This is a genomic window from Inquilinus ginsengisoli, from assembly GCF_031453975.1.
In the GTDB taxonomy this organism is placed as follows: Bacteria; Pseudomonadota; Alphaproteobacteria; order DSM-16000; family Inquilinaceae; genus Inquilinus; species Inquilinus ginsengisoli_A.
This window is the reverse complement of record NZ_JAVDPW010000001.1, coordinates 664,392-687,483: the sequence shown is the minus strand read 5'-3', so window position 1 is coordinate 687,483 and position 23,092 is coordinate 664,392. Positions and strand designations below refer to the sequence as shown.

18 protein-coding genes are annotated in these 23,092 nt (G+C 66.6%); 8 read left to right on the top strand and 10 right to left on the bottom strand.

The annotated features are described in order from the left end of the window. Positions 1-9 precede the first annotated feature (9 nt). The 4 genes from E9232_RS03165 to E9232_RS03150 all read right to left on the bottom strand — a co-directional run bounded on the left by E9232_RS03165 (position 10) and on the right by E9232_RS03150 (position 4,310). Positions 10-1,806 (bottom strand): S9 family peptidase, encoded by a 1,797-nt coding sequence (locus E9232_RS03165; protein WP_309792083.1) that lies wholly within the window; start codon positions 1,804-1,806, stop codon positions 10-12. Beyond that, positions 1,803-2,102 (bottom strand): alpha/beta hydrolase family protein, encoded by a 300-nt coding sequence (locus tag E9232_RS03160; protein WP_309792081.1) that lies wholly within the window; start codon positions 2,100-2,102, stop codon positions 1,803-1,805. The genes E9232_RS03165 and E9232_RS03160 overlap by 4 nt, the downstream gene beginning before the upstream one ends. 1,318 nt (positions 2,103-3,420) lie before the next feature. Then, complete coding sequence (locus E9232_RS03155; RefSeq protein WP_309792080.1) at positions 3,421-3,663, bottom strand: biotin/lipoyl-containing protein; 243 nt, start codon at positions 3,661-3,663, stop codon at positions 3,421-3,423. A 362-nt stretch (positions 3,664-4,025) separates the two neighbouring features. Next, on the bottom strand, positions 4,026-4,310 hold the full coding sequence (locus tag E9232_RS03150; protein ID WP_309792079.1) for a GNAT family N-acetyltransferase: 285 nt from the start codon (positions 4,308-4,310) through the stop codon (positions 4,026-4,028). A 419-nt stretch (positions 4,311-4,729) separates the two neighbouring features. Here E9232_RS03150 and E9232_RS03145 point away from each other — a divergent pair, with 419 nt between their 5' ends. The 3 genes from E9232_RS03145 (at position 4,730) to E9232_RS03135 (ending at position 9,795) form a co-directional block, all read left to right on the top strand. Further along, a complete protein-coding gene (locus tag E9232_RS03145; RefSeq protein ID WP_309792078.1) occupies positions 4,730-5,785 on the top strand; it encodes a DMT family transporter in 1,056 nt (351 codons plus the stop codon). Positions 5,786-6,251: 466 nt separating this feature from the next. Next, on the top strand, positions 6,252-7,754 hold the full coding sequence (locus E9232_RS03140; RefSeq protein ID WP_309792077.1) for an ATPase domain-containing protein: 1,503 nt from the start codon (positions 6,252-6,254) through the stop codon (positions 7,752-7,754). Further along, positions 7,744-9,795: an ATP-binding protein gene (locus E9232_RS03135; RefSeq protein ID WP_309792076.1), complete on the top strand. Its 2,052-nt coding sequence runs from the start codon at positions 7,744-7,746 to the stop codon at positions 9,793-9,795. Before E9232_RS03140 ends, E9232_RS03135 begins: the two co-directional genes overlap by 11 nt. Before the next feature lie 295 nt (positions 9,796-10,090). On the opposite strand, the gene E9232_RS03130 is transcribed toward E9232_RS03135, so the two are convergent. Further along, positions 10,091-11,110: an SDR family oxidoreductase gene (locus tag E9232_RS03130; protein WP_309792075.1), complete on the bottom strand. Its 1,020-nt coding sequence runs from the start codon at positions 11,108-11,110 to the stop codon at positions 10,091-10,093. On the opposite strand from E9232_RS03130, the gene E9232_RS03125 reads away from it, so the two are divergent. Then, positions 11,066-11,956 carry a LysR family transcriptional regulator gene (locus tag E9232_RS03125; RefSeq protein WP_309792074.1) on the top strand — a complete coding sequence of 297 codons (891 nt, stop codon included), beginning with the start codon at positions 11,066-11,068 and terminating at the stop codon, positions 11,954-11,956. The genes E9232_RS03130 and E9232_RS03125 overlap by 45 nt on opposite strands. A gap of 335 nt (positions 11,957-12,291) precedes the next feature. Then, a complete protein-coding gene (locus E9232_RS03120; protein WP_309792073.1) occupies positions 12,292-12,873 on the top strand; it encodes a tyrosine-type recombinase/integrase in 582 nt (193 codons plus the stop codon). A 201-nt stretch (positions 12,874-13,074) separates the two neighbouring features. Here the strand turns inward: E9232_RS03120 and E9232_RS03115 are convergent, their stop codons facing one another. The 5 genes from E9232_RS03115 to E9232_RS03095 all read right to left on the bottom strand — a co-directional run bounded on the left by E9232_RS03115 (position 13,075) and on the right by E9232_RS03095 (position 19,366). Continuing rightward, positions 13,075-15,276 carry a mechanosensitive ion channel domain-containing protein gene (locus E9232_RS03115; RefSeq protein WP_309792072.1) on the bottom strand — a complete coding sequence of 734 codons (2,202 nt, stop codon included), beginning with the start codon at positions 15,274-15,276 and terminating at the stop codon, positions 13,075-13,077. A gap of 14 nt (positions 15,277-15,290) precedes the next feature. Then, positions 15,291-16,334: a DUF2955 domain-containing protein gene (locus E9232_RS03110; RefSeq protein ID WP_309792071.1), complete on the bottom strand. Its 1,044-nt coding sequence runs from the start codon at positions 16,332-16,334 to the stop codon at positions 15,291-15,293. Beyond that, complete coding sequence (locus E9232_RS03105) at positions 16,324-17,454, bottom strand: HlyD family secretion protein (RefSeq protein ID WP_309792070.1); 1,131 nt, start codon at positions 17,452-17,454, stop codon at positions 16,324-16,326. Before E9232_RS03105 ends, E9232_RS03110 begins: the two co-directional genes overlap by 11 nt. 91 nt (positions 17,455-17,545) lie before the next feature. Continuing rightward, a complete protein-coding gene (locus E9232_RS03100) occupies positions 17,546-18,649 on the bottom strand; it encodes a patatin-like phospholipase family protein (protein WP_309792069.1) in 1,104 nt (367 codons plus the stop codon). Positions 18,650-19,138: 489 nt separating this feature from the next. Next, entirely contained in the window at positions 19,139-19,366 is a 228-nt protein-coding gene (locus E9232_RS03095; RefSeq protein ID WP_309792068.1) for a hypothetical protein, read from the bottom strand. Between the two features lie 322 nt (positions 19,367-19,688). Here E9232_RS03095 and E9232_RS03090 point away from each other — a divergent pair, with 322 nt between their 5' ends. From E9232_RS03090 to E9232_RS03080, 3 genes are all read left to right on the top strand, one after another. Beyond that, the gene (locus tag E9232_RS03090; RefSeq protein WP_309792067.1) at positions 19,689-21,491 is read left to right on the top strand and encodes a tetratricopeptide repeat protein; all 1,803 of its coding nucleotides are present in this window, start codon (positions 19,689-19,691) and stop codon (positions 21,489-21,491) included. 148 nt (positions 21,492-21,639) lie between these two features. Continuing rightward, complete coding sequence (locus tag E9232_RS03085; protein ID WP_309792066.1) at positions 21,640-22,236, top strand: hypothetical protein; 597 nt, start codon at positions 21,640-21,642, stop codon at positions 22,234-22,236. A gap of 189 nt (positions 22,237-22,425) precedes the next feature. After that, positions 22,426-23,070 carry a MarC family protein gene (locus E9232_RS03080; RefSeq protein WP_309792065.1) on the top strand — a complete coding sequence of 215 codons (645 nt, stop codon included), beginning with the start codon at positions 22,426-22,428 and terminating at the stop codon, positions 23,068-23,070. Positions 23,071-23,092: the final 22 nt, after the last annotated feature.

The window sequence follows — 23,092 nt, the reverse complement described above, 5'->3', positions numbered from 1 at the left end:
CGCTTTCGATCAGAGATGGCGGTCGAGGAAGGCGGCGACGGCGCCGAAGACGTCGTGCCGGTTCTCACGCCGCGCGAAGCCGTGCCCTTCATGCGGCACGCGGATGTAGTCGACCGGGCGGCCCAGGCCGCGCAGGCCGGAATGGATCATCTCGCTCTCGCCCGGCGGCACGCGCGGATCGTCCAGCCCCTGGGCCATCAGCAGCGGCACGCGGATGCGGTCCAGCTTGTGGATCGGCGAGATGCGCTCGAGCAGGTCCTTGTCGGAGACCGGGTCGCCATATTCGGCCGCCCGCAGGCGCCGGCGCCATGGGCCGGTGGTCTGCAGCAGGGTGTGGAAGCTGGCAATGCCGTAGAACTCGATGCCGAGGCGCCAGAGCTCCGGGTATTCGGTCAGCGCCGCCAGCACCATGAAGCCGCCATAGGACCGGCCGAAGACGCCGATCCGGGCCTCATCGACATCGTCCCGCGCGCCCAGCGCCAGTCGCACTGCCCGGAGGTCGGCGACGCTGTCCATCCGCAGCCCGACATCGTCGAGCTGATGGTAGGGCCGGCCATAGCCGGTGCTGCCACGGACATTCGGCGCCACGACCATGATGCCCTGCGCCAGCATGTACTGGATGTCGGCCCGGAAGGTCGGGGTCCACTGCGCCTCCGGCCCGCCATGGACGATGATCATCGCCGGGAAGCCGCCGGCCGGTGCCTCGCCCTGCGGCCGGTACAGCAGGAACGGCACCTGCAGCCCGTCGAAGCTGGCGATGCGCTGCACCTCCGGCTCGACGAAGCTATCGATCAGCTCGCTCGCGGGAGCATCGGTCAGCCGGCTCGCGATTCCCGTGGCAACGTCGTAGCCCCAGATCCCCGGCGGCGTCGCCGCGCCTTCCAGCGGGAAGACCAGGCCGCTGCCGTCGGGACGCCAGGACACCGAGCCGATCACGCCGGGCGGCAGCCCCGCCACCGCCGTCTCCGCGCCGCTGGCGAGGTCGCGGATCAGGAGGCGGGTCCAGCCCTCCTCGTTGATCACATAGGCCAGCCGGCCCTGGTCGGGCGACAGCGCCATCGCCTCGACATCCTGCCCCTCGGGCGCCGCCACCCATTCCAGGCTACGGCCGGCGAAGGACAGGAAGGCGATGCCCTGGAAGTCCCGGCCCTGGTCGGTCAGCAGATAGAGGCCGCTGCCGTCCTTCCGGGTCTTGGCGGCGACGTAGCGCGCCCGTCCGTCATGCGGCAGGAACGGCTCATAGGCGCCGGTCGCGAGGTCCAGCCGGAACAGGTCCTGGTCCATCGTGGCCCGGATGGAATCGCGCACCAGCAGCGCCTGCCCGTCCGGGAAGAAGGCCATGACCTCGCGGAACAGCTCGCCCTGATAGACGCAGCGCGCTTCCCGCGTGGCGACCTCCATCACATGGATGTCCATGTGGAAGCGGTCGCGGGCGTTCGACGCGTAGGCGATCCGCGTGCCGTCCGGCGACCAGGCGCCCCAGACATGGACCACGGTCGGGTCGTCGGTCAGCGCTAGCGGCGTGCCGTCGGCGCCCGGGATCAGCCACAGCTGGTGCCGCTCGTCGCCGCCGCAATCCATGGTGAAGACCAGATCCCGGCTCTTCGGGCTGAAGGCCAGGGCGCCGACCGGCTCCGGCGTCTCCGCCGCGCGCCAGGCGGCGCCGCCCGCGGCCGGCTGCAGCCAGATCTGGGGAAAGCCGGTCCGGTCGCCGAGGAAGGCCAGCAGCCCACCATCTGGCGACAGCGCCGGGCTCTTGGCGCCGGGGATGTCGAGATAAGGGCGGATCGCGGCGTCGGGCGTCATCGGGATCTCCTCACGCGGCCGCGCACGCCGGGGGTGTCGCACAGGCGATCGCTCACGGCACCCAGCGCCAGAGTCAGGGCCGGGGCGCGGTCGGTCGCCGCGTGGCTGGTCTCGTCGACGATGGTGGAGCGGGCCTCGGGCCAGGTCCGGTGCAGCGCCCAGCCCGTGGCCATCGGGGTCACGGTGTCGTAGCGGCCCTGCACGATCCCTGCAGGCAGCTCGCGGAGATCGTCGACCTTCAGCCGACGATTCCGGGATACCGCCGACCCCGCCTGGATGGCCCCGCCATCGGACACGTGACTGCCCCCTGCCAAACTGCCGGCCGTCTGTCGCGGCCGCCCGCCCAGCAAATGGGCAGGCCTAAATTATGATCATGATGTCGGTCGGCCGGAGGGGCGGCCAATTCATAATTGTCCGACTTCTATTCCAGATCGGCATAAAGATCTCGGCCGTTTCGGAGTCAGATGCTGGCCATAGCCGCATCGGCAGTATCGCCACCGGCGAGGGCTGGAGCCGCACCCTGATTGCGCATTCCCCCCCCGATCGCGCGTTCGCGGCCTCTCGCCCGAGGGCGGCGTGGCAACCGAGAGCTCCTGACGGACTAACGGTGCACGGCTGGAGGACTTGGCGAACCCTCCGTTCAAGTGGCAGGCAGGCCGGGCCTACACCGTTCCTTGAAAGTGGCCGCCCAATCTCGAGCGATCGTCAGTGACAGGCACGGAGCACGGCCGACCCGCCCTGCCCGGCTGGGGCTTGTACTCACTACACTTGCTGAAGTGAATGACGACCCCGGGAGCTTTAGGTCGACCAGCGACGGCAGCGGCGCTCAGCCATCGCTGGTCGATCAGGCTCTTTTCGTTCTTAGTGCGGGGGCGCCATTATCAATGGAGGCGCTACAACGGAACCCCCGGAACCTGCCAGATTCATATTGCCCTGGCGAAAAAACCGTTCGGGTTTGATGCAAGCGGGATTTTGAAGCGTAACTTGGATCGTATTGCCACGAGTGCCGGTGTTCTCCGCATCATAGCCACCACTGATGGGCCCGCCCGACACCCCGGCACTGACCCAAGCATTACGATGGCCGGACTTACGTCCGCACCCACACTGACTGTATACTTGACATCTAGGACAATATTGAAAATAGCGTTGGCTTCGCACATTTACAAACCTACACGTTCATTTGGATTTTTATTCTCTTCCTCTTGTCTATATCCCGCTATCACCGCGTAAGTTTGATCCATAGCGTTGCCAATCTTTAGTTCCTCTGGGGCACCACACTCCGCGGACTTTGCGTTCCGCACGAAGAAAGGAATAGTCCGGCGGTCAACACTACGATCTTATTCATTTAGACCTCCGATGAAGGTCGTTCGTTGAAATGTGCCGCATGCCCAAGATATGCCGCTTGGGCTCGTTTGTCGGCTTCTCTCTTTGGCCAACGCCTACGTGCCAACCCGGAATCGGGGAAGTAGGAAATCGCGCGGTGGCGCTCTCCCCTCCTCCCCGGCCGACCTGAGCCGGCCGAGGTGCGCCATTTCCGGCCATTGCCGTGGCATCCCGAAACCGGACATCGTCCAGGCCGACGAAGCTCTCGGTCCGGGCGCTGCCGCAATCGGTCTACACAGCGGAGTCGTCGATCCGAGCCAATAAGCCTTCATTCGGAATGGTCGCACCCACTGGAGCAACAATCTCAACAACACGGCCGTTGCATGGGCTCGGGATTTCGCTAGTTGCCTTGCTTGTTTCGACCTCCAGGAGAGGCTGGTCCCGCGTAACCAGTGAACCTACCTGCACCAGCCACTGCTGTACTGTTCCTTCATCGATGTCTTCGCCGAGTTGCGGCATAAGGACGTCGACCATGGTACCTCCGCAGGATGAAGGGTGTGAGATCACGAGCCGCCGCCCAACATGGAGGCGTTCGACCGTGTGTGTTCGAAGGGCTTCAAAACGCCTGGGTAAATGTATCCGGTCGGCTCGACAAAAAGGAGCATATTCCCGTAGCGGCCTTGTGGCACTCGCCCCCCGCTGCAACTCCCAAGAAACTCGAGCCGGACTTACTCCTCTTGACGTCGGCGGCGCCGAGCTCCACCGAGCCGCCGATCATCCCATGCAGACGATGAGTCCGGCAGGAGCGCGCCATATCCGGCCATCGCCCTCGGCTCTACGAAGCGGACACGCCCCGGCCAAGCCAGTGCGACCTATTGCGTCAGAGCCAAGCGGCTCTACCTGGACCTCACGTAGGCGAAGCAGTCACGCGGCTCGCTGCCGACATTCGGGTGCACGATCCATCGCCGAAGCAGCCCTTCACGCTCCAGACCGGCCTTCTCCATCGCCCTTGCGGAGCCGATATTCTCGCAGTTGCAGACATCTCCGATCCGCCAGATGTCGGCTTGGTCCAATGCCCATTGCGCCGCATGCGAAAGCACTTCAGTCATCAGTCCCATCCCCCAGAACGGGCGAGCAAGGACATACCCGTATCCGACGCAGTGCCGGGCGGGGGGCGCCACAGCGCGAAGGACCCGATGACCTTACCGTCCCACTTGCCGACGAGCACATAGTTCTTCGATTGCACCTCGAGCTGGCAACGAGCGATGTGCGCCTCTGTCTCTGCGATCGTGGCATGGGTCCTCCATGTCAGAAAGCGGTTCACCTCTGGATCCTGAGCATACCCATCGAAAAAATGGCCACGGCATCGATCGGCGCGATCGGTCGAAGCAGAAGTCTGGCGGTCTCAAGGCGCTCTGGGAACATGCACGCCACCCTGCCATGAAACTGAGATCTGTCAGCCGGTCCACCGTCCCGCAGCGTCCAGCTGGCTTGGCTCGGACGTGCCAAATGCGGCCATCGCGATCAGGCCTCCAAAGCGGAAATGGCCGCATGCGAACCCGAAGCGGACTTGCTGTCCCGGTTGGGATAGGCTGGCGCCATGAGTCGCACCGGCATTTCACTCGCCCTGCTGTCCGCGATCTTGTTCGGGGCCAGCACTCCTTTTGCCAAGCTGCTCCTCGGAACCGTCGATCCCTGGATGATGGCCGGCCTTCTCTACCTCGGGGCAGGGATTGGCTTGGCGTCCATTCACCTGTCGCGGGCCGTCTTGCGGCTTCCCGAGGTCGAAGCTCCGCTCCGTCGCTCGGATATTCCCTGGCTGGGTCTAGTGATCCTCGCGGGCGGCATCGGGGGACCGTTGTTGCTGATGTTCGGCCTCGCCCGCACCGATGCGGCCAATGCCTCGCTGTTGCTCAATCTTGAGGGCCTGGCCACCATGACCATCGCCTGGCTGGCGTTCCACGAGAATGTGGATCGGCGACTTCTGATCGGTGCTGTCGCGATCTTGGCCGGCGCCGCACTGCTGTCCTGGCAGGGGAGAGCGTCCTTCGACTGGGGTGCGCTGCTGATCGCCGGCGCTTGCCTGTGCTGGGGGATCGACAACAACCTGACGCGCAAGTTGTCGTCGGCCGACCCGGTGCAGATCGCCATGCTCAAAGGGCTCGTCGCGGGCGCGGTCAATCTGATCCTGGCATTCACCAGTGGCGGGAAACTTCCGGCGGCGGACATCGTCTTGGCTGCAGGGATCGTCGGCTTCCTCGGGTACGGCGTGAGCCTCACGCTCTTCGTTCTAGGCCTGCGTCATCTTGGCGCCGCGCGGACGGGAGCCTACTTCTCGCTCGCGCCGTTCGTTGGCGCGGTGCTGGCCGTCACAATGTTGGGGGAGCCGCTCTCGGCAAAGCTGTTGATCGCGGGTTGCTTGATGGCTTTGGGGCTTTGGCTTCATCTGTCCGAGCGGCACGACCACGAGCACACCCACGAGGCGATGGATCACGAGCACCGACATCGGCACGACGAGCACCATCACCACGAGCACGGGTCCGACGTGCCGCCTGGAGAACCCCACACGCACTGGCACCGGCATACGCCTCTCGTGCATCGACACCCCCACTACCCCGACCTACACCATCGGCATGGCCATGGGCATGGACACTGAGATCTGAAGGAAGGTCCGGAATCCGCCGATTCTGTTGAAAAGTCGGAGCGCCATTTCCGCGCGCAACAAAGAGACTAAAAGTAGGCGGCCGGAGCACAAAAAGATGCTAGATGGCGGCCGGATCTGCAGCAAACTCGCTCGATTTTGCACTCCAAGTAGTCGTTCGGGACTTTTTCAACGATATCCGCCCATTCCTGCCGGCGCGACCAGGCTGAGATGCGCCATTACCAGCCGTCCTGCCCAGTCCCCAACAACGGGCATCGACTGAATTGGAGGATCCCTCCCACTTCGGTTGAGGGTGACGAATAACGGCGTCCCAAAAAACAGACGCAGCTGGCGCTGCCGCATTGCGGACAGTTGGGCCGCAAAAGGCAGTGTTTCCCGTATCGCACTTTCGGTGAGGATCGATCGGCTCTTCGTCGTGTTGATCCGGTCGGATGTGTTTACTCAGTTCGGAGGGCCAGAGATGAACGACCACCCGGAGACCGCCCGGGTGTCCACGGGCAGCAAGGGGCTGGACGACATTCTCTGTGGGGGGCTCGACCCCGACCGGCTCTATCTCTACGAAGGCCAGCCCGGCACCGGGAAGACGACGATCGCGCTGCAGTTCCTGCTCGAAGGAGTCCGGAACGGCGAGCGCGTGCTGTTCGTGACGCTGTCCGAGACGGAACGCGAGCTCACGCTGGTGGCGCAGCGTCATGGCTGGTCACTCAAAGGCATCGACATCTTCGAGCTGGTGCCCCCGGAGACCACCCTCGACCCGGCGCTGCAGGTCACCGTGTTCCATCCGGCCGAGATGGAGCTGAGCGAGACGATCAACCTGATCTTCGACCGCGTGCAGCAGTTCGATCCGACCCGGGTGGTGATCGACAGCCTGTCCGAGCTGCGGCTGCTGGCGCAGAACCCGCTGCGTTATCGACGCCAGGTGCTGGCCCTGAAGCACTTCTTCGCCAAGCGCCGCTGCACCGTGATCGTGCTCGATGACCTGACATCGGCGCAGAACGACCTGCAGCTGCATTCGATCTCGCACGGCGTCGTGCTGCTGGAGCAGTTGGCGGTCGACTACGGCAGCGGACGGCGCCGCCTGCGCGTGGTCAAGATGCGCGGCATTCAATTCCGGGGCGGCTTTCACGATTTCACCATCACCTCCGGCGGCCTGCGGGTCTTCCCGCGGCTCGTCGCGTCCGAGCACCACGCGGAGTTTCCCGCGAGCGTGGCGCCCAGCGGGAACGCCGATCTGGACGCGCTGCTCGGCGGCGGGCTTGACCGCGGCACCAACGCGCTGCTGATCGGCGCCGCCGGCGTCGGCAAATCATCGCTGGCCCTCACCTTCGCCATCGCCGCGGCACAGCGCGGCGAACACGCGGTGATCTTCGCCTTCGACGAAGGGCGCGGCACGGTCGAGGCGCGTGCCCGCACGCTCGGCCTGCCGCTCGACGAAGCCCTGGCCTCGGGGCGGATCCAGTTCCGCCAGGTCGACCCGGCCGAGCTGTCGCCCGGCGAGTTCGCTAGGCTGGTGCGCGACGCCGTCGAACACGACGGTGCCAGGCTGATCGTCATCGACAGCCTAAACGGCTATCTCAACGCGATGCCGGACGAACGCTTCCTCGTGTTGCAGATGCACGAGCTGCTGAGCTATCTCAACCAGCAGGGCGTGCTGACGCTGCTGCTGCTGGCACAGCACGGCATGGTCGGGCCGCAGGAGACGCCGATCGACATCAGCTATCTCAGCGACGCGGTGATCATGGTCCGGTACTTCGAGGCGATGGGGGAGGTCCGCCGCGCTCTCTCGGTCGTCAAGAAGCGGACCGGAAACCACGAGCACACGATCCGGGAGTTTCGCCTCACCAGCACGGGCATCCATATCGGGCCGCCGCTCTCGGACTTCCGGGGCGTCCTGACCGGGACGCCGGAATATGTCGGAAACGCCGAGCCGCTGCTGCAGCCCAGTGGGCAGAATGGAGCCTGATCCGCACAGCCTGCGCGTCCTGGTGTTCGCGCCCATCGGGCGGGACGGCCCGGCCTCCGCGGAGATCCTGACGCGGGAGGGCCTGACCGCAGCGATCTGCAGCAATCTCGACCAGCTGCTGGCGGAGCTGGAGGCCGGGGCCGGCGCGGCCTTCGTCGCCGAGGAAGCCATCGTGGGCCGGGACATCACCGGCCTGCTCCGATGGGTGGACGCCCAGCCGCCCTGGTCCGACCTGCCCTTCGTCCTCCTCACCAGCCACCGCGAGCCGGAGGCGGTCGCCGCTTGGCGCCTGGACATCGTCCAGCGCCTGCGCAACGTCACCCTGGTCGAGCGGCCGGTGCAGCCGATCAGCCTGTCCAGCACGCTGCAGGCGGCGCTGCGCGGCCGCCAGCGGCAATACGATGTGCGCGGCTTCATCGAGGCCCGGGAGCGCACGGCCCAGGAGCTCGAGGCCCAGGTCGCCGCCCGGACGGCGGAGCTGAACGCCAGCAACGCCCAGCTGCGCGAGGAGATGGCGGAGCGCGCGCGCGGCGAGGAGCAGTTCCGGCTGCTGATCCAGAGCGTGACCGACTACGCCATCTACATGCTGGACCCCCGGGGCCGGATCAGCAGTTGGAACGCCGGGGCCGAGCGCATCAAGGGCTACACTCCATCGGAGATCATCGGCGAGCACTTTTCCCGCTTCTACACGGATGAGGACCGCGCCGCCGGCCTGCCGGCGATCGGCCTCGCAACAGCAACACGGGAAGGGCGGTTCGAGAGGGAAGGATGGCGGGTCCGCAAGGATGGGACTCGGTTCTGGGCGCATGTGGTCATCGATGCGATCCGTGATGATGCCGGAACCCTGACCGGCTTCGCCAAGGTGACCCGCGACATCACCGAGCGCCTGAAGTCGCAGAAGCAGCTGGAGGAGGCCAGGGAGGCCCTGTTCCAGTCGCAGAAGCTGGAGGCGATCGGGCAGTTGACCGGCGGCATCGCCCATGACTTCAACAACCTGCTGATGGTCATCCTCGGCAGCCTTGCGCTGATGCGCAAGCGCCTGCCGCCGGAGACGGGCGCCGCCCTGTCGCTGCTCGACAATGCCGTCCAAGCGGCCCAGCGCGGCGCGACTCTGACCAAGCGGATGCTGGCCTTCGCCCGCCGCCAGGAGCTGAAGATCATGGCCGTCGACATTCCCGACCTGGTGCGCGGCATGGCCGACCTGCTGCAGCGCTCGCTGGGGCCGTCCATCACCATCGAAACCCGGTTCCCGCTCGGACTGCCGAAGGCGTCGACCGATCCCAACCAGTTGGAATCCGCCCTGCTGAACATCGCGGTCAATGCCCGGGACGCTATGCCGGAGGGCGGATCGATCACCATCGCCGCCAAGGCCGCGACCGCCGACGAACCGGCTCCCGGCCGCTATGTCTGCCTGTCGGTGACCGACACCGGGCAGGGCATGGACCCGGAGACGCTCGCCCGGGCGACGGAACCGTTCTTCACCACCAAGGGCATCGGCAAGGGAACCGGGCTCGGCCTGTCGACGGTGCATGGGCTGATGGAGCAGTCGCATGGCCGGATGGTGCTGGCCAGCCGGAAGGGGACCGGCACCACGATCGAGCTGTGGCTGCCCGTGGCGTCCGCCGAGGCCGATCTGTCGCCGCCGGCGGACGAAGCCTCGGTTCCGAAGGCATTGGCTGGCCCAACCGGACTGCACATCATGGCTGTGGACGACGACGGCTTGGTGCTGATGAACACGATCGCGATGCTGGAGGAGTTGGGCCATGTCGTCGTCGGGGCGATCACGGGGGCCCGGGCACTTGAGTCGCTCCGCCGCAAGGCTGCGGATCTCGTAATCACTGACCATGCCATGCCGGGGATGACCGGAGCCGAGCTGGCCGAGCGGATCGCGGCGGAATGGCCTGGGCTTCCGGTGATCCTGGCTACCGGCTATGCCGAGTTGCCGATGGGGATTGCGGCCAATCTGCCGAAGCTCGCCAAGCCCTTCTCGCTGGACGAGTTGGAGTCGGCGATCCGCTCCGCTGCCTCTGCCCAAACGTAGATTGTACCGCTCAGCGCGAGCGGTCGACCTGCTGGGCCAATCGTAATCGGCTGTGGTGCGCCACAAGCGGCCGCTGCGGTGACATCTCGAGACCGGACATTGTTTCAGCCCGGTAGAATCCGGCGCTCTCGTCAACTTATTCTCAGAGTGCGGCCAGAAGGATCTCTGCCGCGGTCCCTGGTGACCGGCGGCACCCCTGCTCGATCCGGGGGATCGCAGCGGATAGAATGCGGGGATGCCGCCGGCGGCGAGATCATGATGGTCTCCTCGTGATCGGGGTTGGGTTTCCCGGCGCTCACGCCCACGCGGCAATTCCGGTCGCGAAGTCGCGATAGGAGTGCAGCGGCCGACCTAAGATCCTGGTCAGGCGCTCGACGTCGCCGGCCTCCGGGATCATGCCGTCGCTGACGTAACGCTCGGCCATCAGGCGCATCTCATAGGCCATCCACTTCGGCATGAAGGTCGCCAGGTTCCGCTCGAACCCGGTGGGATCGTCGCCGGCATAGAGGACCGGGCGGCCCAGGATCTTCGACCAGATCGCGGCCACGTCCGGGCCCGTCAGCGTGTCAGGACCGACCAGGTTGATGGTTTCGATCGGTAGCTTGCCCGGCGCCTGGTCACGGCGGATCAGCTCGATCGCCGCCACCTCCGCGATGTCGCGGGCGTCGACCATGGCGACACCCTTGCCGCCGATCGGCATCGGATAGACGCCGTGGTTGAGGATGACGTCCTTGATCATCAGCTCGTTGTCGATGAAGTAGGACGGACGCAGGATCGTGGCGCTGAAGCCCATCTGTTCGATCATCCGCTCAGCGCCGGATTTCACCGCGAAGTGCGGCACGTTCACGAAGCGGTCCGCGTGGATCACCGACAGGTAGACGACGCGATCGACGCCCGACTCGCGGGCGATGTTCAGGGTAACGAGCGCCTGGGTGAATTCGTCGCCCGTGACCGCGTTGAGCAGGAACAGCGTGCTGACGCCGGCGAATGCGGAGCGCAGCGCGTCGATATCGAGCAGGTCGCCCTGTGCGACCTCCACGCCGGCCGGGAAACCGGCCTTCGCGGGATCGCGGGTCAGCACGCGCACCGCGGCGCCGCGCTTGACGAGCTGGTTAACGACATGGCGGCCGACACGACCGGTGGCGCCGGTAACAAGGATGGTCATGGGGATGACTCCGGTTTGGGGCGAAAGACATCCTGTAAATGACCGATCCATTTCCGAGCCGGGAGATGCTATATTTGGACACACCGTCTCATTGGTGGAACATCGATGGATCTGCTTGCTCTCGCTGATTTCAATCTCGTCGCCCGCCACGGCGGGTTCGGTCGAGCCGCACGCGCTGCGGGGCGTCCCAAGGCGACCCTGTCCAGGCGGGTTGCCGAGCTGGAAGCCGCCCTCGGCCTGCGCCTGTTCGAGCGCGGCTCGCGCGCGCTGAAGCTCACTGAGGAAGGACGCGCGCTGTTCGTGCGGGCGGGTCCATTGCTGACCGAGCTCGAAGAGACGGCGGCGGCGATCGCCTCCGGCGGTGAAAGGCCGCGAGGCCGGTTGCGGATCAGCGCCCCGTTGCTGTTCTCCCAGACCGCGATGGGCAAGATCGCCGCCGGGTTCGCCCTGACATACCCGGAGGTGAGGCTCGAGGTCTCGACCGAGGACCGTGCCGTCGACCTGATCGAGGAGGGATTCGATCTGGTGATCCGGGTCAACCCGGATCCCGATGACAGCCTGGTTGGACGGGCCTTCCTGCACGACCGGCTGGTGGTCGTGGCAAGCCCCGGGCTCGACCGGCCAGCCGGAGATCTCGCGGCTCCTGCCGTCGTCCGCTCGGCAGCCGATCGAGTGGCCTGGACCGTGAAGACGCCCGCTGGCCGGGCCATGATCGCGATCGAGCCGGTCCTCGCCCTGTCATCGCTCATCATGGTCCGGGATGCCGTGCGGGCGGGCGTCGGTGCCGGCCGCCTCCCCGTGTCGCTCGTGAGCCATGATCTGGCCGACGGCTCGCTGGTGCACTGGGGCAATGTCGAGGGACCCGACATCGCCTTGTGGGCTCTCTACCCGTCCAGGCGGCTGCTCAGCGCTCGGGTATCTGCCTTTCTCGACTATCTGAAACAGGCATTTCCGATGGGTACGCCCGACGAGCTGGCGGCCTACATCGGCAAGTGACGGCCGCTGGATTGATAATCGAACAGGCCGCGAACGCCTCGATGCCGGAGGTCTCCACGGGTGGCGTCGCCGCCCTCGAGGCGCACCGCGATGCGACAGGCGAGGCTGCTACGGCGCCTCCCGAGGTTCGGCGCACCGTGCCGCTGAACGTCGTCGGCGACGCTGCCGAGAGGTCGGCGTCCGTCCCTACCTGCCAGCATTGCTTGGCTCGACCGCGCCAATAGGAGACATAGCGACCACGCCTCAGAAGCGGACGCGGTAGTCGCCTGTGGTAGGATTGGCTCGCCCACATCGGCGGGCGTTGGCGCGGGAGGGAGGCCTTGGAGTGATAGGCCATGCCGATCACCAGTGATCCAAACTCCTCAACGAGTCGACGAGTCCCATGGAACAAGGGCTGGCTAGTTGGACAGAAGCGGCCGCTGAGGCCGAAGGACGTCTGGTCCATACGCGCACGGCTCGAAATCGATGGCCGCGAGCGAGATCTAACCCTGTTCAATCTCGCCATCGACAGCAAGCTCCGGGCCGGCGACCTGGTCAGCTTGAAGGTTGAAGACGTTCAGGTCGGTGGCCGCACCCGCGAGCGAGCAACCATCATTCAACAGAAAACTGCCCGGCCGGTCCAATTCGAGCTGACCGACAGCACTCGCAAGTCGATACAGGCTTGGTTGGCGCGCCTCGGCTCAGATGCAGGCTTCCTGTTCCCCAGCCCACTCAGGAGCCAAACCCATCTTTCGACACGCCAGTACGCGCGCATCGTCCACGGCTGGGTGTCAGATGCCGGCCCGGACAGCCCAGCCTACGGAACACACTCGATGCGTCGTACAAAGGCGGCCCAGATCTACCGCAAGACTGGCAGTCTGAGAGCGGTCCAGCTCCTGCTCAGAGAGTACCGTCCGATACCTCGGCATCGAGGTTGACGACGCCCTCAGCATTTCTGAACAGCTCGACCTGTGAGGTTGTTTGGAGGGGGGCTCGCCGCCCCGACGCATCTCGCCGGTCGGGAGCGGAAGTCCTCTGCCCCGGCCGGCCCGCGCCATGTGGGACCTTCGCAATCGGACGCAATGCGGACATTCGGCTGACTTGCCGGCCGGTGATGCCTGAGCGGAATTCATCGTCCTTCACACTGCCGGCGGTGCCTTGACGAGCGCCATCCCCTGTTGCGCGACGGCGGCGGCCGAGGGCTCGCCGCCGGCGACCTGCACGGTCGGAAACGCGAATTTAATGCCGTTGGCGTCGAACGCCTTCTTGATCAGTGCAAAGGCCCGCCGGCGGATGACGAACTGCTCGCCCGGCTTGGCCATGAGTTTCAGACGGATCTGGATCGCGTAGTCGCCGAACTGCTCCACGCCCTGCATCTTCAGCGTGTCGATGATGTGCGGCGCCAGCTCGGGATCCTGCGCCAGCTCTTTGCCGATCTCCTTCACCAGCTTCTTCACCTGGTCGAGATCCGTGTCGTAGGTGACGCCGATGCTGAGCTTGTCGATCACCCAGTCGCGACTCATGTTCTGGATCGCACCCAGCTCGCCGAACGGCACGGTGAAGAGCGGGCCGCGTTGGTGCCGCAGCTTGACCGAGCGCAGGCTGAATGATTCGACGGTGCCCTTGTATGCGCCGCTCTGCACGTATTCGCCGACGCGGAAGGCGTCGTCGAGCAGGAAGAACATGCCGCTGATGATGTCCTTGACGACCGTCTGGGCGCCGAAGCCGATGGCGACGCCGACCACGCCGGCGCCGGCGATCAATGGTGCGATCTCGACGCCGAGCGACGACAGCGCCATCAGCGCCGCCATGACGAGAAGGATGATGAACAGGACGTTGCGGAGGATCGGCAGCAGGGTCCGGAGCCGCGCCTGCCGCCGCACCTCTTCGCTGTTGGCATGGCCGCCGGGGACCTGCGTCGATGCGAGGGCGCGGTCGATCAGCGCCCGCGCGATGTGCCAGGCGACGTCGGCGAGGAGGAGGATGATCACCGCGTTGATCGCGCCCCGGACCAGCCGGGTGAGCACGGTGTCGCCGACCGTGAGCGCACCCAGATCGACACGGAAGCCGCGGGCGAGCAGCAGCGCCGCACCGATGATCAGCACCGCCCGCACCCCGCGCTCCAGGCCCACGGCGAGCGCACCCGGCGCCCCGCCGGCGCCGGACTCGCCGGCCGGCCGGAGCACGTGGTTCACCGAACGCTGCGTCGCCCGGATCAGCACGGGCAGAGCGACGACCACGACCCCCAGCCAGAACAATCCGATGGCGCTGACCACCCAGAACAGCCACAGCGCCAGGAAATAGGTCGAGAGCAGCCAGGCGCTCGCAGAACCGACGCGCCGGCGCCGGCGCCGGCCGAGCTCGGGAGCTTCCTCGACCGCGGCGCGCGGCCGGCGCCACGCGATCTCGATGCCGAGAGCCAGGAGGCCGAGGCCGAGCACGTAGGCGACGAGCTGGCGCATATCCATGGTGAAGCCGAGCGTGCTCAGCAGCCCGAGCGTGGCCGAGCCGAAGGCGAACCAGCCGACGAACAACCCGAGCCGGAGGTGCCAGAACCGGGCGGCGCCGTTGTCCATCGGCACGATCCGGAACCGCTCCTCGTCGCCGGATCGCCGGCCGCCCGGCGCCAGCAGGACGCGGCCGATGACCAGCGCGAGGCGAAGGGCGACGAAGGCCACGAGATAGCCCAGCACGATCTCCCGCAGCAGCATCGGCCATTCAAGCGCCAGGAAGGCGCCGATGCTGCCCAGGGCGAACACCGTCACCAGCCCCAGCCCGTCGGCGAGTCGCAGGCCGATCAGGCGCAGGCGCTCGCCGACCGTGCCGGGCTGCGCCACGCCGATCCGCTCGCGCACCCGGGCGGTCGCCCGCCGGAACAGCCATTCGGCGCCGAAGCCCAGGGCCGCGAAACCGAGCGCGAGCAGCAGCACCTTGAGCGGCCCGCGCTCCTCGACCTCGAGGTAGAGGGTGGCGCCGGCCCGGCGGAATTCATCGGGCAGCGCCGGCAGGGCGGCGGCCAGCGCCGCCGTGTGGTGACGGATGGCTTCCAGCCGCGTCGCGAGATCGTGGGAGGGCGAGGCGGCGGCATCGACGGCGTCGGCAGCTGCCGGACCGGGCGTCGTCGCGGTCTTGCCGGCGATGTTCTGCTGCGCAAGCCAGTCTCGCACGGCAGGGTCTGCCAGAAGGTCGAGGAACCTCTGCACCGCCGGCTGCGTCACTTCGGCCGGGGCCGGCGCCGCGTCCTCGGCCGCCGCGGCCGAGGCGCCGGTAAACAGGCCCGCGACGGCAAGCGCGGCGAGCAGGCGAGCGACGGCGTGGAGCATCATCGGCACGGCCGTCATGGCCGGATGCCTCGTCATCCGGGCCTCTCTCGTTGAGTCGAGGGTGCGGGCCACAGCAGAGCTGTCAGGCAAAAGGTGCAGACGATGGCGAACAGCACCAGGCCGATGCGGGTGGCGAAGCTGTCCGGCGTGCTGGCGGGCAGCGGCGATACGCCCAGGCCGAACAGGATCAGGAAGGTGGTGAGCGCGCCGGCATAGACCTCGCCGGCCTTGGGATCCGCCGCCGCCCGGCCGCCGAACAGCAGCCCGACGACGAGGACTATCAGGAAAAGGAAGGGCAGGGTCGGGCGCAGCTCGACGAAGGCGAAGGCCAGCGAAGCGACGATGCCGCCGAGGAGATTGACGATCATCAGCCCGAAGGCGGCGCGGCCGCTGACGGCCAGATCGAGCTGGATCAGAAGCGAGGCCACGGTGATCGGCACGACCATGGCGGTGGAAAAGCGGCTGTCGACCAAGCACAGGACGACCATGGCCAGCAGGATCGCGGTGTTGGCCAAGGCCCGGCGGACCGCCCGGTCGACGCCGGACGCGACGGTGGGCGCAGGGGCATCGCCGCCGGGATCGGGAAAGACCGCATGGGCGAGCCAGGTGAGGACGACACCCCCCAGCACCCCCTTGAACAGGATGAGGACGATGCTCTCGTCCAGATCCTTCTGCAGGATGCCGAGCATCGGCACCATCACGGCGATGACGATGATGAGGAAGGCCGCCGCCCCGCCCTTGCCCTGCGCCTGCAGGAGGAAGCAGGCGAAATAGATCAGACCGAGCAGGATGAGCAGCACCGCCGGCCGGTCGCCGAAGAGCCCGGTCAGCCAGACCAGGGCCTCGCCGGCGACCAGGATCAGCACGATCATGCCGACTGCCTGCTTCGCCCCGAGCGGGCGCGGGCTGGCGACGAGGAATTGCGCCGCGAACATCGGCGCCAGGAAAGGCAGGATCTCACCCTTCGCGACCCCCACGGTGAAGCCGACGGCCACTGCGGCGGCGATCCGCAGGCCCTGCCGCCGCGCCCGCAGGACGGGCCTGAAGGGCGGGGCCTGGGCGGCCTCAACTGACATAGGTCAGCACCGAGATCAGCCGGATCCAGACATGGCCGACGGTGTTCACCACCGGATTCTCGCCGGTATAGATCACCACATTGACCTGCGAGCCGTAGCGGATGCCGCGCGGCGGCGGGTCCTTGAAGACGAGCCGCACCGGGAAGCGTTGCGGCTCGCGCACCCAGCCGCTCTGGTTGCGGATGGTCGGCAGGCCGGTGGAGGGGTCCACGCTGCCCTGGGATACGCCCCAGCCGACGCTCTCGACGCGCATGGCGAAGACCGTGCCGGGCAGGGAATCCAGCACCACCTCCGCCTCGTCGCCGGGCGCCATGTATTCCAGGCTGTTCTCCTTGTAGGCGGCCGCGACCCAGATCGTGCCGGCGTCGATGAAGGTCAGCGCCGCCTGGCCGGTGCCGACCACCTGGCCCACGCCGAGCTGGAGATTGGTGACGACACCGTCGGACGGGGCGAGGACGGTCGTGTGCAGCAGGTTCAGGCGGGCACGCTCGAGAGCGGCCAGGGCTTCCTTGAACTGCGGATTGTCATTGCCCTGCGGTCCGAGCTCCTCGCGCGCCTTGGCGAGATCGGCTTCCGCGCCGGTGACCGTCGCTTCCGAAACGCCCAGGGCCGAATTGGCCTCGTCGAGCCTGGAGCGGGCATAGACGCCGCGTTCGACCAGGGTCCTGGCGCGCTCCGCCTGCGCCCGCACATTCTCGCGATCGGCCTGCGCCTGCACCAGCTTGGCCTGGGCGGATTCCACCGCCTGGGTCGAGGCGCCGATGGTCTGGCCGATGCGTTCGAGGCGCGCCTGCGCTTCGGACACGGCGATCTCGTAGGGTTGCGGATCGATGCGGAACAGCACCTGCCCGGCCGCCACCCGGGCATTGTCGGTGACGCCGACCTCAAGCACCCGGCCGGCGACCTCGGACGCCATCCGCACCACATAGGCCTGAATGACAGCCTGCGAGGATGAGGGCGTCAGCCGCTCCATCACGACCGACAGCGCGAACAGCACGATGGTGACCGCGACGACGATGAGCGCCGTCCGCCGCAGGGGATTTTTCGGCGGTCTTTGCGCTGGCGTCGGCGGCGGCGCGACGGGACCTGGGGTGTCCGGGGAGGCTCTGTCGTCGGTCATCGTCCGGGCTACCTCGCTGGATGCGGATGTGTCGGTGGCCTTTCCGGCGCACGCAGTGGCTGCGCCACCCCGTGCCTAAGCGGGCCTGCCGTCAGTATCCCGGCGGCCGGGTCTGCCACGGATATCCCTGGGCCCCCAGTTTGAGACCGAGATCGAACAGCGCCCGCATGTAGGTCTGGTCGAAGGGTGTCTCGAGCTTCACGTCGAAGCTGGACGGGATATAGGCGAGATGGAAGCCGACCCCGTCCCGCTGGCTGACCGTATAGATCCGGTAGAGATCGCCGACGCCCTGGGTCTGGATCAGCGAGGAGATGGCGCGGCCCGCGATGCTCAGGGTGCTGCGCCTGACGTCGGCCCAATCGGCATCGAGGCGGGCGTTGCGGATGACGTAGACGTCGCGCCGGCGCACAATGCCCGCCTTCTTGGCGAGTTCTCCGATCTTCAGCGATGGCGGGTAGATGAAGACCTGAGCGGTCGCGCCGCCGTCGACATGCATTTCTTGATAGGGCTGCCCGTCCGCCGTGACATCGATCATGACCGGCGGGAAAGCCCCGGGGATGGCGGTGGAGGCGACGAGGATGCTGCGGACCAGCTCCAACGCCCCAGGGTCGCCGCTTGCCGCGATCTTGCCGATGTTCCAGATCACGCCGCGCTGCGCGTCCAGGTCCGTGGTTCCGATCAGCAGGATGCGGCCCTTTTCGTGTTCGCGGGCGATCGCGGCGAGCAGGTCGGGGGTCACATATTTGGCGATCGTTCGGCGCAGCGGGGCCGTGTCGGCCATGGCATCGTCGGTCAGCGCGGCGAGGAAGCCGCGCGATTCGAGCACTTCGGCCGCGGTGATCGAGGTGTAGATCCCGGCCAGCCTGTCGTCATACGCCGGGCCGAGAAAGGCGAAGGGCGCGGTCAGCGCCCCGGTGCTGACCCCGGTTACCACCTTGAATTCCGGGCGCGTTCCGGTCTTGGTCCAGCCGACCAGAAGGCCGGCGCCGAATGCGCCATTCTCGCCACCGCCCGACACGGCGAGATAGCTTGCTGGCGGCAGCGGGCCCTTGTGGCCGGCGGCCGCAAGGACGGCGCGTTCACGGTCGACCGAGGCCCGCGCGTCGGCCTCGATCGTGCCGAGGTGATCCGGCGGATAGTAGCGGACGCCCTGCATCGAGCCGATGGTCGCGTTGAACTCGTGACGTTCGGGCACCGCCGCCAACCGGGTCGGAGGGGAGCAGCCGGAGGCAATAAGAGCGACGGCCAGGATGACGAGCCGCGGAAGATCGCGTCGCGCCGACGGGCGGATCGCGCGGCATCGAGACCAGACGCGCGCGATGACAGCGGATGAGATCATAGTCAGCCTCCATTGGGCATTGGGGGCGAGCGGTCTCTACCGGTCCGTCGCGACCAACGGTGAACCTCCGCCGGAATCAGACGCGCGCCTGTCAAAGGAAACCGGCCAAGGGAACCGCACACCTGCGCTCCCGTCCGTTGACGGCGACGTCGCTCGACGCCTCAAGCTGCCTCATGCCGGCAGCGCGGCCAAGTTGCCTACGGGTGGTCGGGGGGTAATTTACCCCTTCCAACATGCCGGAAACGGGCCGCCTGCCGCGAGATAAGCTTTTGCCAATGGCCTCGCGTGATGTACCGTGGTGTCGTTGGGATCGATACCTCGGCGGTCCGAATATTTGCGTATTTGTCATCTCATTTTGTTCAGGGCCGACGCGATATCCATTTCCAGATCCTCTACGAGCGTGCGGTATTCATGAACGATCTTGTCGTCCATCGAACGTCTGGCGGTGAGGCCGTCCAGGGTCTCCACCGCCAATTGGTGGTCTTCGCAGAGCGAGCGGAACGTCTCACTCTGCCCGACCAGGCGGCCGATCAGGTCTGCCTGATCCGGAAATCGCTCGATGGCCTTCTTCATGCATCGGCAGCCCTCACAAACGGCCGCCACCGCGGTCTGCGGTCGCTTCGAGCCGGACGCCTGCTGCCTTGACCAGGATCAAATAGGAACCGAACGAGCGGGAGTAATTTACGGTATCAATCGAGGCGTCGCCGCAGGGAGGCGGCCACAGAATGGACGCGTCAATCCACCGACGGTCCGGCGCGGGAATTGAAAATCGGCCCAACGAAGCCGAGCGGAGCGACGAAACCGGACCTCCGAGACGATCGCAATTCCGGAAGAACAGGTGCGCGCCCGCCGCCCGCCCTGGCGACATGGCCTCCACCTCCCGGAGGGCGCCGTGATGCCGGATGCAACCTCACCTGTCCTGCCGGTCGGGGCGATCCGCGAGGCGCTCGAACACATTCTCGCCAGCACGGATTTCGATGCCTCCGAACGGAACCGCCGCTTTCTCCGGCACGTCGTCGAAGAGACGCTCGCGGGGCGGGCTGACCGCATCAAGGGCTACAGCGTCGCCATGGCGGTCTTCGATCGCGAGGCGAGCTTCGACCCGCAGATCGATCCGATCGTCCGGATCGAGGCCAGCCGGCTGCGTCGTTCGCTGGACCACTACTACCTCACCGGCGGCCAGGACGACGCGGTCCGCGTCAGCATCTCGAAGGGCGGCTATGTCCCGACCTTCACCGTCAAGGAGGCCGCGGATCCGACGATCGATTTGCCCGGTGCGGCACTTCCCGCATCGCCGCCGCGTCCGGCCGATCCGGTTTCAATCGGCCCGCCCGAAGCCCACCCGGTGCGGGAGAACCTCGGCCGGCTGCCCCGGTGGCTTCCGTGGCACGTCATCCTGGTCGCGATCGTCGCGCTGGTCGCCGTCTGGCGCCTGGGGGCGCTGCCTTGGCCGCCCCATGCGCAGACCGAGGCGACCAGGCGTCAGGGCCCGGCCGTGGTGGTGGCGCCGCTGGAGGAAGGCGATGCCGAAGCCGCACGGCTGCATCTCGGGCCGGGCCTGACCCGCGAAGTCATCGCCGCGCTGAGCCGTTACAGGAATCTCTTCGTGTTCGGCAACGACACCAGCCTCCAGCCCGCTCCGGGGAACAGCGCCGATGCCCTCGCGCGGCAACTGTCGGCTGATTATGTGCTGTCGGGGACCGTCAGCACGACGCCGGACCGCATCCGGCTGCTGGTCTCGCTGGTCGACGCCAGGTCGGGTCGCCATCTCTGGTCGCAATCCTACGAGAGCCCGCTCGTTCCCGCCCGGATCGTGGATACGGAAGCGGATATCGCGCGACGGGTCGTCGACAGCGTGGCGCAGCCCTATGGCGCCATCTATGTCGACAAGATCAGCGGGTTGACCGGCAAGGCGCCGGAGCAGTTCAGCTCCTACGAGTGCGTCCTGCTCTTCCATGCCTACTGGCGTCGAACGGACATCGCTCTCTATCCGTCTGCGCGAGACTGTCTGGAACGAACCATCATCGACGACCCGGACTATGCCGACGCTTGGGCTGCGCTGGCCCTGACCTATGCCGATCAGGTCCGTTTCGGCATACAGGCAGGCTCTGGTGTCGCCGATCCACTCGAGCGCGCGCTGCCCTTGGCGCAGCGCGCCGTCAGTCTCGCGCCCAACGCGCCGCTCGGCTATCAGGCAGAGCATCTCGTGTTCTGGCTGCGGCATGATGTCGAGCAGAGCTTTGCGGCCGCCCGCGCCGGCCTGGCACGCAGCCCGAACAATGCCGAACTCCTGGCCGATCTCGGCGGACGTCTGTGCCTGAGAGGACAGTTCGACGAAGGCCTGCCGCTCCTGACCGCAGCCTTCGACCGCAACCCGGGCCAGTCGACGATCTATCGGCTCGGTTTCTTCCTGGCGCATTACATGGCCGGACGGTTCGAGGACGCATTGACCGAGGCGTCGAGGATCGACCAGCGCGAAAATCGGTTCACGCACATCGCCCAGGCGATCGCCTATGCCCAGCTCGGCCGGAAGAACGAGGCGGCCGCGGAGCTCGACCTGCTGCTGAAGCTCAGCCCCGACTACGGCGACCGGGTCGTGTCCGACCTGCAGGACCGGAACGTGGCACCGGCGATCATCCGCGCGGTCGTCGAGGGGCTGCGCAAGGCCGGGCTCAGCGTTCCGAACGCGGGAATCTAGCGGCTTCCCACCGGCATATCGGCATGCGGTCGACACCGATGGTCGGGATCGGCCACTGCAACAGTAAATTACCCGTGGATACCTGTCGGGGCACTGCCGTCACCCGCATCCTCGCGGCGGAAATCGATGAATGTGGCCAGGACTGGTCATGGTCGATGCCGATCAATGTCGTCGTCACGGTCACGCCCGGCCTGCTTCTCTGCCGATTTTGCATGGAGTGATTGCTGTGGATCGCTTGGCATTTCAACACCATCGTCCCCTCAAGGCCGGCCGTCCGCCGGCGAATTGGCTCGGCGCATGTCTGGTCGGGGGATTGCTGGCGCTCGCCGCCTGCTCCCAAGCGCCCTCTGACTCCGGCGCTTCGTCGACCGAGGCCGCACGGCCACCGGATGGCACTGTCGAGATGAGCCAGGTTCAGGCCGCCTTCATCGGCAGCGGCAACACCGGCAGCGGCACTCTGACCTATCGCGGTCGGACCTATCCCTTCACCGTCGCCGGCCTCGGCATCGGCGGCATCGGTGTCTCCAAGATCGAGGCCCGCGGCGAGGTCTACGACCTGTCGAGCCTCGAGCAGTTCCCGGGAACCTACGCCCAGGGCCGCTACGGCTTTGCCCTCGGCACCAAAAGCGCCGGGGATCTCTGGATGAAGAACGGGAACGGCGTCGTGATGCACCTGGTCGCCAAACGGACCGGCCTGATGCTGAGCCTCGGGGGCGATGCCGTCGTGATCAGGATGGGACAGTGATGCGGGCGCGAGCCGGAATGGACCTGAAACAAGGCTCACCTCATCTCCGCCGATCCAGAGGTGGCCAATAGCGGGGCGGCAAAGCCGGATTCGGCGACGGCAGCGAAGGTGATCGGCAGGCGGCGCCGGGCGAAATCGGCCCGCCATGCGGCGCGGAACCATTAGACCAGCGGGAAAGCGGACCCTCCAATGGATCTTTCGATCATCGATGCCAACGTCGCGCTGACGCTGCTGCTGCTCCTGCTCATCGGGATGGGGCCTAAGATCGCATTGGTGCCGTTCCTCGAGAAGACCAGGCACTTCGATGCGGAGACGCAGCGGGCGGTGGGCCGGCGAATGGTGATAACGGCGGTCGTCACGGCCATCGTCCTGTTCGCCACCGGCGCGCTCCTCATGCGTCTCCTCCACATCACGGGCGGCGCCGTCGCGGTTGGTGGCGCGATCATCCTTGCGATCCTCGCCATCAACATGGTGTCCGGGCCGGGCAAGAAGGTCGAAGTCGAAACCGGGGTGCAAGAGGATCCGAAACACATCGCGGTCTACCCGCTCGCGGTGCCGTATCTGCTGAACCCGGTGGGCATGACGATCCTCATCGTGGCGTCCGGCGAGGTCGTCTCGATCGCGAGCGCCGCACTCGTCCTTGGGCTCATCCTGCTGGTCGGTGCGTTCGACTACCTGGTCTTTGCCAACATCGACAAGGTTTCGAAGCGCCTGAATCCCACCGGCCTGGTCATCTCTGAAGTCGTGTTCGGGATCCTGCTGACCGCGGTTGCCGTCCAACTGATGGTTTTCGGATTGGGCCTGCTCGGGATCATTGCCGTGGCCAAACACTAGGCATGAAGCCTCGGCTCTCATG

What these genes read in the sequence shown, in the direction of transcription:
- E9232_RS03165 (WP_309792083.1), bottom strand. Translation starts at nt 1,806, where the DNA reads ATGACGCCCGACGCCGCGATCCGCCCTTATCTCGACATCCCCGGCGCC.
- E9232_RS03155 (WP_309792080.1), bottom strand. Translation starts at nt 3,663, where the DNA reads ATGGTCGACGTCCTTATGCCGCAACTCGGCGAAGACATCGATGAAGGA.
- E9232_RS03145 (WP_309792078.1), top strand. Translation starts at nt 4,730, where the DNA reads ATGAGTCGCACCGGCATTTCACTCGCCCTGCTGTCCGCGATCTTGTTC.
- E9232_RS03140 (WP_309792077.1), top strand. Translation starts at nt 6,252, where the DNA reads ATGAACGACCACCCGGAGACCGCCCGGGTGTCCACGGGCAGCAAGGGG.
- E9232_RS03135 (WP_309792076.1), top strand. Translation starts at nt 7,744, where the DNA reads ATGGAGCCTGATCCGCACAGCCTGCGCGTCCTGGTGTTCGCGCCCATC.
- E9232_RS03125 (WP_309792074.1), top strand. Translation starts at nt 11,066, where the DNA reads ATGGATCTGCTTGCTCTCGCTGATTTCAATCTCGTCGCCCGCCACGGC.
- E9232_RS03120 (WP_309792073.1), top strand. Translation starts at nt 12,292, where the DNA reads ATGCCGATCACCAGTGATCCAAACTCCTCAACGAGTCGACGAGTCCCA.
- E9232_RS03115 (WP_309792072.1), bottom strand. Translation starts at nt 15,276, where the DNA reads ATGACGGCCGTGCCGATGATGCTCCACGCCGTCGCTCGCCTGCTCGCC.
- E9232_RS03110 (WP_309792071.1), bottom strand. Translation starts at nt 16,334, where the DNA reads ATGTCAGTTGAGGCCGCCCAGGCCCCGCCCTTCAGGCCCGTCCTGCGG.
- E9232_RS03105 (WP_309792070.1), bottom strand. Translation starts at nt 17,454, where the DNA reads ATGACCGACGACAGAGCCTCCCCGGACACCCCAGGTCCCGTCGCGCCG.
- E9232_RS03095 (WP_309792068.1), bottom strand. Translation starts at nt 19,366, where the DNA reads ATGAAGAAGGCCATCGAGCGATTTCCGGATCAGGCAGACCTGATCGGC.
- E9232_RS03090 (WP_309792067.1), top strand. Translation starts at nt 19,689, where the DNA reads ATGCCGGATGCAACCTCACCTGTCCTGCCGGTCGGGGCGATCCGCGAG.
- E9232_RS03085 (WP_309792066.1), top strand. Translation starts at nt 21,640, where the DNA reads ATGGTCGATGCCGATCAATGTCGTCGTCACGGTCACGCCCGGCCTGCT.
- E9232_RS03080 (WP_309792065.1), top strand. Translation starts at nt 22,426, where the DNA reads ATGGATCTTTCGATCATCGATGCCAACGTCGCGCTGACGCTGCTGCTG.